Raw genomic sequence first — 14,881 nt, 5'->3', positions numbered from 1 at the left:
CGTTAATGTAAGCGGTAATATGCTCCTGTTTGTTTCATAAGTGAACGTTCAGTTAAAGCAAGAAGAGTTTGGGCGCGACTTGTAATATCTGGTGCTTCCAGTAAAGCTTGTTTTTCTTCTGGAGCGAACGGAATAAGGGTTGAAAGGGCATTAACGAGTACGGGTGTAGGCGTTTGTACAATATTATTCCAATTATGTTCAATTTCATGGAGTATAAGATAATGTTCGATAGTATTGAGTAAGTTTTCTCGATTAACATTCTCTGAATTTTCATGTTCTTGTAAATCTTTTATATTAAATTGAATGATGGCAATCCGATAAGGCTTTTTGCTCACTAATTCTTTTTTTAAGGTAAAACGACAAACACCTTGTAATACGATAAGGAGCCGTCCATTTCCTGTTTCATTATAATTTGTGATGCGACCAACACAGCCCATTTCATAAAGTTCTGAGGAAAGATAACCTGTGCCCGACGATAATGGCTGAATGATCCCTAATAGACGATTAGATGTCATAGCATCCTCAATCATTTCAAGAGCGTTTGGTTCAAAAATGTTAAGCGATAAAAAACCTCCAGGAAGCAATAATGCGCCTTCTAGGGGAAAAAGGGCAATTTGTTTTGGTAAGTCATTTTCACAATTATAGTGGATATTACCAGCTTTCATGAGTGTTCTGTAACCTTTATCCAATGCAGTTGAGTACGTAAAATTATTATAGTTTTTTATTTACTAAGGAAAATTATATTATTATGAACGAGACCAGACCATATAATATAAGTTATTATATTGTTCGTAATGAGGAAAACTATAATCCCTCCTTATAGAGAAAAGGAAGAGAAACGACAATAATCTTGGATTGTATTCAGCAAGATTTTAAAGAATATAAATTCCCTTTAAGTAAAGATTTATGATGATTGTTTGAAAAAACAAGATTATTATAAAAAAACTTAAAAATTTAGAGGACTATAATCAGTTTTTTAATGACAGTGTAAAGAAGATAAGTTATAGCAAAAATATGTTGAAAAGAATATTATTGCTTCTTTCATTCTTTCTTTTCAGGAGAGTGCAAAATGCAAACTTTCACATCTGCCGCCAAAAAGCAAAACAACTTGCAATCTCTCAGGTTTGAGATAAAGGGTAGAAAAGACGACCACAACATGTAGTGGTGAACGCGGCTTTGGAGAAATTATGGGCACAGATTTGCAGACATTTGAGACATTGCCTTTAAAAAAACTTCCTTTACATGACTTACATGAAAAAGCACAGGCGAAATTTGGTGCTTTTGCTGGTTGGATGATGCCTTTAATTTATCCTCTAGGAGTTTTGAAAGAGCATTTGCATACACGTGCTCAGGCTGGTCTTTTTGATATCTCTCATATGCAATTAATAGCTGTTGAAGGGCAAAAAGCAGCTGAATTTTTATCTTATGCACTTCCTATTGATGCATCACTTTTACAAAAAGGCCAATCACGCTATAATTATTTGCTGAATGAGCAAGCTGGTATTCTTGATGACCTTATTCTTACTCGTTTAGATGAATGCCGTTTTATGCTGGTTGTCAATGCAGGTAATGCACAGGCTGATTTTGTTGAACTTAAAAAACGTGCTTTTGGTTTTGAATGTCAAATAGTTGCGCTTGAGAGAGTATTACTTGCTCTTCAAGGTCCCCAGGCTGCAGCTGTTATTGCTGATGCAGGTTTTCCTGGTAATGAACTTTTATTTATGCAAGGTTTTGAGCCACAAAAAAATTGGTTTGTGACACGTTCTGGTTATACAGGAGAAGACGGTTTTGAAATTGCGCTTCCAGAAAGTCAAGCCCGTTCATTAGTTGAAAAATTACTCGATGATTGTCGTGTTGAATGGATCGGTCTTGCTGCTCGTGATAGTCTTCGACTGGAGGCAGGGTTGTGTTTACATGGGAATGACATTACACCTGATATCACTCCCATTGAAGCTGCGCTAACATGGGCTGTGTCAAAAAGTGTTCGGGAAAAAGCTAAATTTTATGGTGCGGAGGCTTTTCTTAAAGCATATCAGAAAGGGCCTTCTCGTTGTCGTGTTGGTTTAAAACCACAAGGTCGTCAGCCTATACGTGCAGGTGCGGTTCTTCTAGATGATAAGGGGAATCAGATTGGAGTAGTAACATCGGGTGGTTTTGGCCCTTCTTTTAATGGTCCTGTAGCAATGGGCTATGTTCCTATTGATTGGAAAGTCGAAGGAACAGAAGTTTTTACTGAAGTGCGTGGCAAAAAAATCATGTTGTCTGTTCATTCGCTTCCTTTTGTTGAACAACGTTATTTTAAAGGATAATTTTCTATGTCTGAAATTTATTTTACGCAAGATCACGAATGGATAAGTGTTGAAGGGCAGATCGCTACAGTTGGAATTACCAATCATGCTCAAGAGCAGTTAGGTGATTTAGTGTTTGTTGATTTGCCGCAGAGCGGAACACATTTTTCTAAAGGGGATATAGCTGCTGTTGTTGAATCAGTTAAAGCAGCTTCAGATGTTTATGCACCTATTGATGGAGAAGTGATTGGAAGTAATAAAGCTTTAGCAGATGATCCTGCATTGGTGAACCAGCAAGCCGAGAGGGAAGGCTGGCTATGGAAAATGAGAATACAGGATAAAACGCAGCTTGATGAGTTATTAGATGAAACTGCTTATCGTGCGCTGATTGGGTGAGCGTCATGGAAGAACATCGTTTTGTTTCTAGACATATTGGGCTTCGACCTGATGAAATACAAAAAATGCTTGGTGTGTTAGCACTTGATTCAGTGGAAGCATTAGTTTCTGAGGCTGTTCCCCAGTCTGTTCATTTGAAACGGTCGCTTAATTTGCCAGAAGCGGCAAGTGAAGCGCAAGCTTTAGAAGAATTATCGGAGATTATGGAACGCAATCATGTGCGGAAGAGTTTTATTGGGCAAGGCTATTATGGAACATTTGTACCGCCTGTTATTTTACGTAATCTTTTTGAAAATCCAGCTTGGTATACTGCTTATACACCCTATCAGGCAGAAATTAGCCAAGGCCGTTTAGAGCTTTTGTTTTATTTTCAGACATTAGTAAGTGAATTGACTGGATTACCTATTGCTGCTGCTTCACTTCTTGATGAGGCAACGGCTTTAGCTGAAGCCAATGCGGTGGCTGTTCGCTTTGCACGTGAGAAAAAAACAAAAATTTCGATTCAGGGCTTTTTGCATCCTCAAACATTGAGTGTTGCGAAGACACGTGCTGAAACACAGGGCATTCACATGAATGAAAAGAGCAAAATTTGTTCTGATACAGCTGCTGTTGTTCTGCCTTGGCCAGATACAAGGGGATGCTTTAATAATTACAGTGAAGTCATTAAAGAAGCAAAGGAGAAAGGTGCTCTGGTTATTGTTGTTGCAGATCCTTTAGCTCTTACTCTTATGGAAGCACCAGCAAAATGGGGTGCTGATATTGTTGTTGGTTCTATGCAGCGTTATGGAGTTCCAATGGGTTTTGGTGGTCCTCATGCAGGCTATCTTGCAGTAAGTGATTCCTTAATGCGTTTAATTCCTGGGCGTATTGTTGGGCAATCAACGGATACGAAAGGGCGTATTGGCTTTCGATTAGCATTGCAAACGCGTGAACAACATATTCGACGTGATAAAGCAACGTCGAATATATGTACTGCACAGGCTTTGTTGGCTAATATGGCGGTGGCTTATGCTATTTGGCATGGACCACAAGGCTTACAGGAAATTGCCAAACGTGTTCACCGTTTAACATGTCGTTTCGCTGCTGGCTTAGAAGCAGCGGGTGTGCGTTGTGAGGGTGAACATTTTTTTGATTGTATTAGTGTTTTTGTTGAGAAAAGAGCTCAAGATATTGCGGATCAAGCAGAAATGGGTGGGCGGCTTGTGCGTATTTTTGACGATGATTGGGTTGGGATCAATTTTGATGAACTGTCAACAGAAGAAGATGCTATTGCTTTAGCACGGCTTTTTAATGCACAATTACCTGATGAAACTGCTGCACGGCTTTTGGGTAAAAGGCGGGATGCTAATTTTCTTTCACAGTCATTTTTTCATGCAGTGCATTCAGAAACGGATATGATGCGTTTTTTACGTCGCTTATCAGATAAGGATTTAGCGCTGGATCGAGCGATGATTCCACTTGGTTCTTGTACAATGAAACTCAATGCTGCCGCTGAGTTAATACCTGTGAGTTGGCCTACAGTGGCTAATATACATCCTTTTGCACCTAAAGATGATGTATTAGGATATCAGGAAATGATGAGCCAGTTAAATGAATGGTTGTGTGAAATTACAGGGTTTGCTCAAGTTTCTTTCCAGCCAAATTCTGGTGCTCAGGGTGAATATGCTGGACTTTTAGCTATTCGCCGATATCACCAATCTCGCGGTGATTGTCAACGTAATATTTGTCTTATTCCTGCATCAGCACATGGAACCAATCCAGCTTCAGCACATATGGCAGGGATGGAAGTTGTAGTAGTGAAATGCTTAAGTGATGGTGATGTTGATATTGATGATCTTAAAGTAAAAGCACAATTGCATAAGACTCATTTGGCAGCTTTGATGATTACTTATCCTTCAACACATGGTGTATATGAGGAAAACATTAAGGACATTTGCGCCATTATTCATGAAAATGGTGGGCAGGTCTATTTCGATGGAGCTAACTTAAATGCACTTGTAGGTCTCGCACGTCCCGCGGATATGGGGGCAGATGTTTGTCATATGAATCTTCACAAAACATTTGCGATTCCCCATGGTGGTGGAGGACCTGGTGTTGGCCCGATTGGTGTCGGAATGCATTTAAAACCATTTTTACCTGGCCATGAACAAGATAAGACGACGCATGCCGTTTCGGCAGCTCCCTACGGAAGTGCTTCTATTTTAGTGGTTACATGGATGTATATTCGGATGATGGGAGCTGATGGATTAAAATGTGCAACACAGGTAGCAATATTAAATGCTAATTATGTTGCTGAGCGGCTTTCAAAGGCTTATTCTATTCTTTATCGGGGTAAACGTGGACGTGTTGCACATGAATGTATTGTGGATACACGGTCGCTGAAAGAGCAATATGGAATCAGTGTTGATGATATTGCAAAACGTCTCATTGATTATGGATTTCATGCACCAACAATGTCATTTCCAGTTCCTGGAACTTTGATGATCGAGCCAACTGAATCAGAACCGAAAGCAGAGATTGATCGTCTTTGTGATGCTTTGTTATCTATTGCTGAAGAGTCTAAGAAAATTGGTGCAGGTATTTGGCCAAAAGACGATAATCCATTGGTGAATGCACCGCATACGTTAGCAGATACTTTAGATGACAATTGGAAACGGGTTTATTCACGAAAAGAAGCTGCTTTTCCTAATCCTTACCTTGATCCAGCAAATAAATATTGGCCACCTGTTTCACGTATTGACAATGTTTCTGGTGATAGAATGTTAATTTGTTCTTGCCCACCATTAGTGAACACGTTTTAAATTTATTCGTTTATGATTCAATAATACAAACCTATATAAAGTATGTTGGGTTGAGTATAATTTATTTCAATTTTTGAGACTAATCGTGGTTACTTTATGGTCAAATTTATTAAAAATCTCGAAAATCATGCTTATAATACTGATATTTAGATAATGAGTGAGTGTTATTAATTTGTTTTTTTATGAGAATTTGAAAATTTAAATGTATATACGTTTATAACGAGAACCGAGCGAGGTAAGAATTTCATAAGGAATGGTACCAGCATCTGCAGCAACATTTTCAATAGTTTGATGTATTCCGATAAGCTCTACCCAATCGCCTCGTTTCGGTTTTTTATGTTTAAGATTGGTTGCATCAACGATAATAGAATCCATAGAGATTTGTCCAATGATTGGTAGTTTGTATCCATTGAAATAAACCGAACCTTTGTTAGAAAGGTTACGTAGCCAGCCATCAGCGTAGCCAATAGAAATGGTTGTGAGAATACTTGGTTGCTGGGTGATAAAACTTCCTCCATAACCAACAGGAGTTCCTGCTTCAGTATAACGGCTCTGAATAACTTGAGCCTTAAGTTTTAAAACAGATTTAAGAGATGTGGGATGTTTTCCATGGGGATCAATTCCATAAAGTGCAATACCTGGACGAACAAGATCAAAATAAAAGTCTGGGCCAAGGAAGATTCCTCCAGAATTAGCAAGGGAGGCTTTACAGGCAGGAAGTTGTGCAAGTGCTGTTTTCATAGCGTTTTTTTGGGCACAATTGGATGTGTGTGTTATATCATCTCCATTAGCAAGGTGGCTGATAATGTATTTTATGTCTGCTGTTTCGAAGAGAGTAGGGGTTTGGATTAGCCATTGTAGCTCTTCTTGATCAAGTCCTAGTCGATTCATATTTGTATCAATTTGAACGACTGCTGGAAATTTTTTACCATTTTTTTGACAATGCATTTGCCAGCTTTCAATTGCATGCCAAGAATTAAGAACAGGGACAATACCAGCTTGAGCTACAAATTCTTCTGCAGTAAGGGGAATACCATTCAGAAGGACAATGGTGACATTTTGTGGTAAAATAGCTTTTAGTTGAAGTGCTTCTTTAAGATGAGCAATAAAAAAAGTACGACAACCAGCTTGATAAAGTGCGGGGGCTATTTTTTCAGCTCCTAATCCGTAAGCATCAGCTTTTACTACAGCTGAACATTCTATAGGAGCAACGCGTCGGGCTAAGGTTTTATAATTAGCGACAATTGCACCAATATCAATAGTTGCTATGGCAGCAGCGTAGGGGAGTGTTGCATTTGTTTCATAAGCAACGGATTTGTCCATTTTGCAATCCTATCTCTATTAGTAAGATACGAATTTTCTTTTAAGTTATTATACTTATAAGTTTGTCTATGATACACAGAAATGCAGATATTGTCTTTATTCTGAAATATATAAGTGGTGCAAGCAATTAGTGAAGTGAGAGATGCAATTTTGATACAATGAATAGAAATATATTCTCTTTGAATAAGAGCACCTAATGGAGCAATGTTTTTTATTTCAAGCTCTCTTTTTTACATCAAATAAAACCACTTATCTACACGTCATAAGAGAGATTAATGGGTTATAAATCATTTGAGAAAGAATTTTACGATCCTTTTATGGGGCGTTTAAATACAATAGGTAAAATAAATAACAATAAAATCAATACTTTATTATAAAGATGAGAGATTTTACAGTTATTGATTTTATTATGTTTTTCTCCTTTATCCCTCGCTTTTTTATCGCTTGATTTCCATCTCAATATTTTTATCGAAGCAACAATCATTCATAATGTTGTTCTCTAAATATGTAATAATATTTTTTATTGATTAAATTTTTAACATATCAATAATAATGATTTAATAAAGATAAATAAAATTATTATAATTATATATACTTTCTCTTTTTATTAAAAGAAAGATTTTACTAAAATTCATTTTTTATTATAAAAAAACATGTTGATAATAATTAAAATAATCTATGCATTAATATTATGTATTTTTATTATGAAAACAATAAATAACTCTTACATAATTTGAATAAAATTAGAGAAAATAAATAAAAAATATTCAACTCCTAATTCTATATATTTTGTACCAGAAGAATTACAAGCATCCTATAAGGTAGTCGATGCCGCTATTACAGCTTCAATGTTAGAAAATTTTGAAAATGTTCTTATTACACAAGAAGATTCCGAACAAGTGGTAAAAATGCCTAGCCAAGCAGTGCGAAATATTTTTAAATTCTCAGAAGGAAATCGGATAAACAGCTTAAATACCAATTTTTCACTTTACAAAGAAATCAAAGCTTTTGTATGAATTGTGGACAAAGCCAAGCTTCGTCTTTCACTAAGCGAATATGAGAATCTTGATGAGAAGAATTTTAATAAATTCGCTGAAAATGTCCTCATATCAACAAGTAGAAGATATAGGGCTAATAAGTTGTTGAGAACGATATGTTTTTGCTATTAAAAATGTAAGGCTTTGCATCTTCTTTATATATTCATGAGGGGGGAACTGTTTGTGAAAGTGTTTATTTAAAATACTTTTGTCTATCTGGATTTTAATAATTTAAGGTACAATAATTTCTTTTGATTTAATTGTTGGGTTATTGTTGAACTTGAAAAAGAATTATGTTCAAAAGATCAAGTCACAAAGATTAAAGAATTTACAAAAACAGAAAAACAATTCGAAAAGAGATGTTGATTCGTAATACATTGTAGAAGAACATTGTAGTGTAGAAGAAAATGTAAAAAACCTATTCTCTTAAATTAAATAAGATAAATAAAATCAATAGATTATACAAAGGAAAAGTACCTTATATATACAAGAGCAGTCACAATATTGTGAGTGAATAAAAATTAAAATAATGATGGTGTTGATTTTTGTTTATAATCGTAAAGATGGTGGAACTCAGTTGATTTTTTCTTATATTTTCTATGGATGATGCCAAGAAATAAGCTTAAGAGCAAGTATAGATATCTTTTAAACAGATTTTCGTAAATTAGTTATGCAATGTTTTTTCGCGAGGGATATTATCCTATTAAAGAATGCGAAAAGAAGAAAGTGTAAAGCTAGTGGTAATCTCCATTATTTGAAAAATATTGCTTTAGGTAATTCTGAAAACCGTAAAACTGAGTTCAAAAAGGTGATGAAGCTGAGCATTGGTTGTTAATTTGATCATATTTTCTTCACATTAACGTCTCTCTCTTTTAAAGATAAGTCAAATCGGTATATGTAACATTTTCATTGCAATCTGGTATACAAAAGTTGAAATAACAGGGCTCTAAACTATCCAACATACTGCTGCATTAGAGATCGATATTTATTTAAAGGTAAAGGCTAAAATATGCTCTTTAAAATTAGGTAAACAAAGTGATAAAAAACATCTCCGCTATGAACTGGAGAGATATCTCGACTTTATATCAAATGCTCTATTAAATAACAATAACATGTTTAGCTTTGTGTTTGTTTATTTTGAAAGGCGTTTATATAATGCTATTATATCATATCTTAGCAATAAAAATAGAAGAAGGTCTATTTTGAAGTAGACGAGAGCTTACGGATTTTTGTAGCCGGAAACGAGATCAGATTTGATGTCCATTGTTCCAATGAGGCGTGCTTTGTAAACTTCGTAATTTTCCATAACACGCATCACATAGTTACGCGTTTCTGTGTAAGGGATACGTTCGATCCAGTCGACAACTTTATCAAGAGATTGTCCTCTAGGATCACCGTAACGTTCTATCCATTCATTTGCACGACGGAAACCTGCATTATAGCTAATAAAAGCCAATATATAAGATCCGTTAAAACGCTCTAATTGTTCGCTTAGAAAATGAACACCTAATATAGTATTATAACTGACATCACTGCTGAATTTTTTGTGAGACCACGCAATTGAATGCTTGTTGGCCAGAGCTCTTGCTGTAGTAGGCAACAATTGTAACATACCTTGAGCTCCTGCTTTTGATATAGCAATGGGATTAAATTCGCTTTCCTGGCGTGCAATAGCATAGATGAGTGCTTTTTTTACTGCAGAAATATTGACAGATGTTGGAATAGCACCGATAGGATGAGAAAGGGCACTGACGGCCTTGCCTTGAAAAACAGCAGTTTTACCGATTTTAAGGCTGGTATAATAGTCGCCATTTTTTTCTGACATAACAGCTAAAAGAGCTAGTTCACCAGGATTTTCTATTGTTTTGCTGAGTTCTTTATAAAAAATTTTAGCGAGATTAGCATAGCCAGCAGCTTCAAGCCTTTGGATAACTTTAACACCTTTTCGTGCATTAAAATTTTGCCGTTCATTTATTGTTGGTTTAGGAAAATGAATTTCAAGTTTTTTTTTGTTAAGTCGTGAAGCTGCTAATTGACCATAATAAGTTGTACCAAAATGAGCAGCACGATGAAAATAATGTTGGGCATTTTTATGTTCACCTAAAGCTTCTGCTGTTCGCCCCATCCAATAATAGCCACGGGATGCTGAGAGGGGAGAAGAGGAGAGTTGAGAAATACGCGCAAAATGACGCATTGCTATCTTGGGGTTATGAAGAAATCGAAGTGCATACCATCCTGCGTGAAATGCAGCATCAATTTCTAATGAAGGTGTCCCTCCAATATGAACTGAAACAAGTTGATAAGCGATTTTAGGTTTGTTTAAATCAAGCATTTCGCGAGAAAGGATACGTCGTTCTCTCCACCATGCATCAGGATTAATAAGATTTATTGCATCTCGTGGTGCTTGCATCATGAGTTGTGCAGCAATATCGTATTGTCTAGTTCGTCGAAAATAACGAATTTTGGCAAATTGTAAGAGAGGATCTTTTCTCCATGATTGATCAACAGCTTTTAGTTTTTGTGCGGCTTGAGGTTCATTTTTTTCAACAGCAGCAAAAGCATTAAAAAGGGATTGGGCACGGGCTAATTTTGCAACTCGTTGGGCTGAGTTAATACGATTTGCATAAAGCATAATCTTCATACGTTTCAAATGATCAGTAGATTTTAATGCAGCGCTTGCGTTTTTAAGAATAAGATCTTCTTCTTGAGCGTTGAGCTGTATTGTGTACCACCATGGCACGATGATTTGTCGCGCACGGGTGGTTTGCCCAGTTATGATAAGTGCTTTGGTGAGTGCAGCCATTCCTTGTACTGTAAGGGGGGGGTGGTGAATAAACTTTTGAATAATCGCTTGCGCAGAATCGTTTTCATTAATGAAAGCACGTTCAAAATTACGTTGCATGATATTCATACCTGGCCAATCTTTTAATTCATTAATGGCACTTAATATTTCAGAGCTTGGTATATTCGTTTGGTACGATGTATTGATTGCCCATGTTAAGATATGGCGATCAAGACTGTTTTGAGGCATTGTATTGCGAAGGGCTATTGTTTTTGTAATATCTTTGTTTGAAAGAGCATCTAAGCCGAATTTAAGTTGGTTGGTACTGTTAATATTAATTCTTGTTGGGATATTATTATTTATAGGATGAATAGCCTCAAGAGGTTTTTTAAGTTTTTCTATGGTGATAAGAGGATGAGGATGAACCAAGGGGATTGGTCCATTTTGTGGTAAAAAAACTGCTTGTGCTGAGGCATTTGAGAGTGAAATTATAGTTGCCAGTTTGAGTATAATAAAAATTGATACGAAAAAGAGAACAGGGATTATATGCATTGAGGAAAGACCTTTAGATCTTGCTTTTTAGGCAATATTTTATAAATTTTAAAAGAGAAGCGTGAAAGACATGTTAACGGCTTGGTTGCGTTTTTAGGAAATATTCAGCATACAAAGATATAAAGTATAAAATATAGACTAATACTAATATTGTAAGATCTTTATGAGATTCAACTTGCTTCAGCTATAGAGCAAGACTATGTTTTACAATGAGGTGGTTATTGGAAATAAAATAAAGTTAAACATTATCGGGAGTTTATTATGCTCAAGGGAGCAATAACTGCATTGATTACGCCGTTTAACGAAGATGGTGTTATTGATGAAAAGTCGTTTCGTAATTTAGTTGAATGGCAAATCGGACAAGGTATTCATGGTGTGAGTCCTGTTGGAACAACAGGCGAGTCAGCTACTTTGAGTCATGAAGAACATAAGAAAGTTGTAGAATTATGTGTTGAGCAGGTTGCTAAGCGCGTTCCTGTTGTTGCAGGGGCAGGATCAAATAGCACAGATGAGGCTGTAGAGCTTGCACAGCATGCAGAGAAAGTAGGTGCAGACGCAGTTTTAGTGGTAACCCCTTATTATAATAAGCCTAATCAAAGAGGATTATACGCTCACTTTTCTACTATTGCGAAAGCTGTTTCTATTCCCATAGTGATTTATAATATTCCTGGGCGCTCTGTTGTCGATTTAGCTGTAGAAACTATGAAAAATCTTTATCAGGACTTCAAAAATATCATTGGTGTTAAGGATGCAACAGGTAAAATTGAGCGGGTGAGTGAACAACGAGAAAAGTGTGGTCAGAATTTTATACAGCTCTCCGGTGACGATAGAACAGCGTTAGGCTTTTGCGCACATGGAGGTGTGGGGTGTATTTCAGTTGTATCCAATGTTGCTCCAAAGCTTTGTGCAGAGCTTTATACTGCTTGTCATCGTGGTGATTATAATGCAGCATTAGAATTAAATAATCGTTTAATTCCTCTCAATTGCGGAATATTTATTGAACCAAATCCAGCAGGTATTAAATATGCTACTGCAAAATTAAGACTTTGTAGTGATACTGTTCGCTTACCGATTGTTCCATTAGAGGATACTACAAAGAGAATTATTGATGCTGCTTTGCAACATGCAGGTCTTATTAAAGAATAAAATGGTGTTGAAATAGCCATGAACAAAAAAAAGACTGCATCAATACGAAAAGTTATTGCGGATAATCGTAAAGCACGTTTCAATTTTGAAATTCTTGATACTCTTGAGGTCGGTATTATTCTTCAAGGAACAGAAGTTAAATCTTTGCGTTCCAATCATGCCAATATTTCTGAAAGTTATGCTAACTTTGAGAAAGGGGAATTATGGTTGATTAATGCTTATATTCCTGAATATACGCAAGCGAATCGTTTTAATCACGAAGCACGTCGTTTGCGTAAATTATTACTTTCAAAGCGTGAAATGGCACGTTTCTTTAATGCAGTTTCTCGTGAGGGAATGACTATTACTCCACTTAAACTTTATTTTAATGAGCGAGGACGTGTTAAGCTGGAGATTGCTTTGGCGCGTGGTAAAAAACTTCATGATAAACGTGAAACAGAAAAAAAGCGTGATTGGGGGCGTGAAAAAGCACGACTTTTGAGAAAGCATCGATAATAGAGAGGAAATTTACATATCTTTGTTAAGAGATTTCAACATTGATTTAAATATATTCTTGCTGCTTGGAAGATTTGATGGAACATAGTATCTGTCAAGCGGCCAGTATTAGTATTATAGCGTGAACAGTGATAGCTTGAAAAAATACGTAATCTACCGATATCACTGACTTTTCCATGACTAAAAGGGTGTACTACGATTTTTGCGTTTAAAGCTCGTATAGTGGAGTTATGAGCAATGCTACCAAGAGTAATAATAGCTTTGAGCTGAGGAAGGTTTGTTAAAAGAGGTGAAAAAAAATGCCGACAAGTGTTGATCTCAGCGCCAGTGGGTTTATTGTCTGGTGGTACACAACGTACTGAATTAACAATTGCTGCATCAATGAGCTCGAGTGTATCATCTGGTCTTTCTGCAAAGGTACCTTGAGCGAAATTGAATTTTTTTAAAGTGGAATAAAGGAGATGACCAGCATAATCGCCTGTAAAAGGGCGTCCAGTTCGGTTTGCTCCACGTAATCCAGGAGCAAGTCCGACAATAAGAAGGCGTGTTGTTGCAGCTCCTTTATGAGGAAAAAATGGACTTACAGGTGCATTGTGCCAATGGGGTTCTTTAATACGCCAATCGGCGATAAAGTTGTTTAGGCGAGGGCACAGATTACAATTTGGGGGTGGTTCTGGGCACAATGATGTTAATTTACTGTTCATAGATTGCAGGTACCAATTATGTTTTATCAAAAATCTTTTTAAGTTATTTTATTTGGTATTCAGTAGAGTATATCTTTGTAAACAGTCTTAATAATGCATACAAGGATTTTTTCCACAATATGATTAAGATGAATTTATCACTGATTGTATTGTAGCGAGAATATGTATTGCTACGATTAGTTGCTAATGTATTGACTAACGCAGTACCAAATGAGTTTAAATCTCTTTGTTATCTATAAAGTCTGTGATGTTGATGACTTAACATAGAATGTAAGAACTAGGGATTCATAGAAAGTGTGTTTTGGTAGGTGTTTAATCGAGGTTTTTGGTTCTTCTGAAGAGGGACTGATTATAGTAAACTTCATTTTCGTATAGTTATAGATCAAAAAGAGTTATATCTTTTAAAGATGCTTTTGGGTTAGGTAATTTTAATTTAATAGTGGAAGGGGGGAAGAGTATTCATGCTACATGTCTTTCTAATATAGTGTTTCGTAGCAGTCTATTTGATCAAAGCACTGTTCTCTGCGATTAGTTTTTAACTGTAATATGCTATCAGTTCTCATTATTTCTAAATCATATTCTAAATCAATTTTTATGAATTGAATATGATAGAGAAGAGATAGATCAATGCGTTACATTGTGATTTTTTCTTGATGAACGCGCTTACTTTTTTGTGTAATCCATTTTCTTTAATTATGATAATCACTGTGTTATTAAGAATGAAATAGTTTGAAATTATTTTTTTTCAAAAATTTATGAATTTTAGTATCTTTATAAACTAAAATCTTTCTAAGAGTTTTAGTGTATTTAGAAAAAATAATTATTTAGAAAAAATAATAAGGCGTATTTTGTTTTTCTTGTTTTTTGTTTTGATTATTGTATATATTTTGCGATAATCATTAATTTTTGAATCTTGAAGAAAGGGACATAAATGGCCCGTGTAACAGTAGAAGATTGTATTGATAAGGTTGATAATCGTTTTGAGTTGGTGCTTTTAGCTGGGCATAGGGCTCGTCAGATTTCACAAGGTGCACAGATTACAATCGATCGTGATAATGATAAAAATCCAGTTGTTGCTTTACGTGAAATAGCAGATCAAACTTTATCTCCTGCTGATTTAAAAGAAGATCTTATTCATTCTTTACAAAAGTATGTGGAAGTCGATGAACCAGAAGGAGCAATGGAGTTCATTTCTCATTCAAGCGAATCCGGAGATGTTTTGGGCTCTTCATCAGAAGAGGGCAATAGTGCATTTGATTACATGTCAGAAGAAGAGCTTTTGGCAGGTATTGAAAGTTTAGTTGTACCAGAGAAAAATGATGATTATTAATGGCTATGTCTTATTGAAAAAGTAATA

General features: G+C 35.9%; 10 protein-coding genes. 6 read left to right on the top strand and 4 right to left on the bottom strand.

The features are described 5' to 3' along the window. Positions 1 to 2: 2 nt before the first annotated feature. On the bottom strand, positions 3 to 665 hold the full coding sequence (locus T420_RS0106600) for an LON peptidase substrate-binding domain-containing protein (protein ID WP_013544849.1): 663 nt from the start codon (positions 663 to 665) through the stop codon (positions 3 to 5). Positions 666 to 1,187: 522 nt separating this feature from the next. Between T420_RS0106600 and gcvT the strand changes: the two genes are divergently transcribed. The 3 genes from gcvT to gcvP are packed head-to-tail and all read left to right on the top strand — an operon-like array spanning position 1,188 to position 5,485. After that, positions 1,188 to 2,309 (top strand): glycine cleavage system aminomethyltransferase GcvT, encoded by a 1,122-nt coding sequence (gcvT, locus tag T420_RS0106595; RefSeq protein WP_013544850.1) that lies wholly within the window; start codon positions 1,188 to 1,190, stop codon positions 2,307 to 2,309. Between the two features lie 6 nt (positions 2,310 to 2,315). Continuing rightward, entirely contained in the window at positions 2,316 to 2,684 is a 369-nt protein-coding gene (gcvH, locus tag T420_RS0106590; RefSeq protein ID WP_013544851.1) for a glycine cleavage system protein GcvH, read from the top strand. Positions 2,685 to 2,689: 5 nt separating this feature from the next. After that, positions 2,690 to 5,485: an aminomethyl-transferring glycine dehydrogenase gene (gene gcvP / locus T420_RS0106585; RefSeq protein WP_026501241.1), complete on the top strand. Its 2,796-nt coding sequence runs from the start codon at positions 2,690 to 2,692 to the stop codon at positions 5,483 to 5,485. A gap of 198 nt (positions 5,486 to 5,683) precedes the next feature. Here gcvP and alr read toward each other — a convergent pair whose 3' ends face one another. Together alr and T420_RS0106560 are read right to left on the bottom strand one after the other, a co-directional pair. Further along, complete coding sequence (gene alr, locus T420_RS0106580; RefSeq protein ID WP_013544853.1) at positions 5,684 to 6,808, bottom strand: alanine racemase; 1,125 nt, start codon at positions 6,806 to 6,808, stop codon at positions 5,684 to 5,686. A 2,256-nt stretch (positions 6,809 to 9,064) separates the two neighbouring features. Beyond that, positions 9,065 to 11,179, bottom strand: coding sequence for a lytic transglycosylase domain-containing protein (locus T420_RS0106560; protein ID WP_013544855.1), 2,115 nt, complete (start codon positions 11,177 to 11,179; stop codon positions 9,065 to 9,067). A 261-nt stretch (positions 11,180 to 11,440) separates the two neighbouring features. On the opposite strand from T420_RS0106560, the gene dapA reads away from it, so the two are divergent. Beyond that, the gene (gene dapA / locus T420_RS0106555) at positions 11,441 to 12,325 is read left to right on the top strand and encodes a 4-hydroxy-tetrahydrodipicolinate synthase (protein WP_013544856.1); all 885 of its coding nucleotides are present in this window, start codon (positions 11,441 to 11,443) and stop codon (positions 12,323 to 12,325) included. A gap of 18 nt (positions 12,326 to 12,343) precedes the next feature. After that, positions 12,344 to 12,820: an SsrA-binding protein SmpB gene (smpB, locus tag T420_RS0106550; protein WP_013544857.1), complete on the top strand. Its 477-nt coding sequence runs from the start codon at positions 12,344 to 12,346 to the stop codon at positions 12,818 to 12,820. A gap of 35 nt (positions 12,821 to 12,855) precedes the next feature. On the opposite strand, the gene T420_RS0106545 is transcribed toward smpB, so the two are convergent. Next, positions 12,856 to 13,524 carry a uracil-DNA glycosylase gene (locus tag T420_RS0106545; RefSeq protein ID WP_013544858.1) on the bottom strand — a complete coding sequence of 223 codons (669 nt, stop codon included), beginning with the start codon at positions 13,522 to 13,524 and terminating at the stop codon, positions 12,856 to 12,858. Between the two features lie 931 nt (positions 13,525 to 14,455). Here T420_RS0106545 and rpoZ point away from each other — a divergent pair. Next, positions 14,456 to 14,854, top strand: coding sequence for a DNA-directed RNA polymerase subunit omega (gene rpoZ / locus T420_RS0106540; RefSeq protein ID WP_013544859.1), 399 nt, complete (start codon positions 14,456 to 14,458; stop codon positions 14,852 to 14,854). Positions 14,855 to 14,881: the final 27 nt, after the last annotated feature.

The sequence above is a fragment of the Bartonella clarridgeiae ATCC 51734 genome (genome assembly GCF_000518185.1).
GTDB lineage: Bacteria > Pseudomonadota > Alphaproteobacteria > Rhizobiales > Rhizobiaceae > Bartonella > Bartonella clarridgeiae.
The sequence above is the reverse complement of the archived record's forward strand: the minus strand, read 5'-3'. Positions and strand labels throughout refer to the sequence as shown.

Coding starts and splice junctions, on each gene's coding strand:
- T420_RS0106600 (WP_013544849.1), bottom strand. CDS start 665: ATGAAAGCTGGTAATATCCACTATAATTGTGAAAATGACTTACCAAAA.
- gcvT (WP_013544850.1), top strand. CDS start 1,188: ATGGGCACAGATTTGCAGACATTTGAGACATTGCCTTTAAAAAAACTT.
- gcvH (WP_013544851.1), top strand. CDS start 2,316: ATGTCTGAAATTTATTTTACGCAAGATCACGAATGGATAAGTGTTGAA.
- gcvP (WP_026501241.1), top strand. CDS start 2,690: ATGGAAGAACATCGTTTTGTTTCTAGACATATTGGGCTTCGACCTGAT.
- alr (WP_013544853.1), bottom strand. CDS start 6,808: ATGGACAAATCCGTTGCTTATGAAACAAATGCAACACTCCCCTACGCT.
- T420_RS0106560 (WP_013544855.1), bottom strand. CDS start 11,179: ATGCATATAATCCCTGTTCTCTTTTTCGTATCAATTTTTATTATACTC.
- dapA (WP_013544856.1), top strand. CDS start 11,441: ATGCTCAAGGGAGCAATAACTGCATTGATTACGCCGTTTAACGAAGAT.
- smpB (WP_013544857.1), top strand. CDS start 12,344: ATGAACAAAAAAAAGACTGCATCAATACGAAAAGTTATTGCGGATAAT.
- T420_RS0106545 (WP_013544858.1), bottom strand. CDS start 13,524: ATGAACAGTAAATTAACATCATTGTGCCCAGAACCACCCCCAAATTGT.
- rpoZ (WP_013544859.1), top strand. CDS start 14,456: ATGGCCCGTGTAACAGTAGAAGATTGTATTGATAAGGTTGATAATCGT.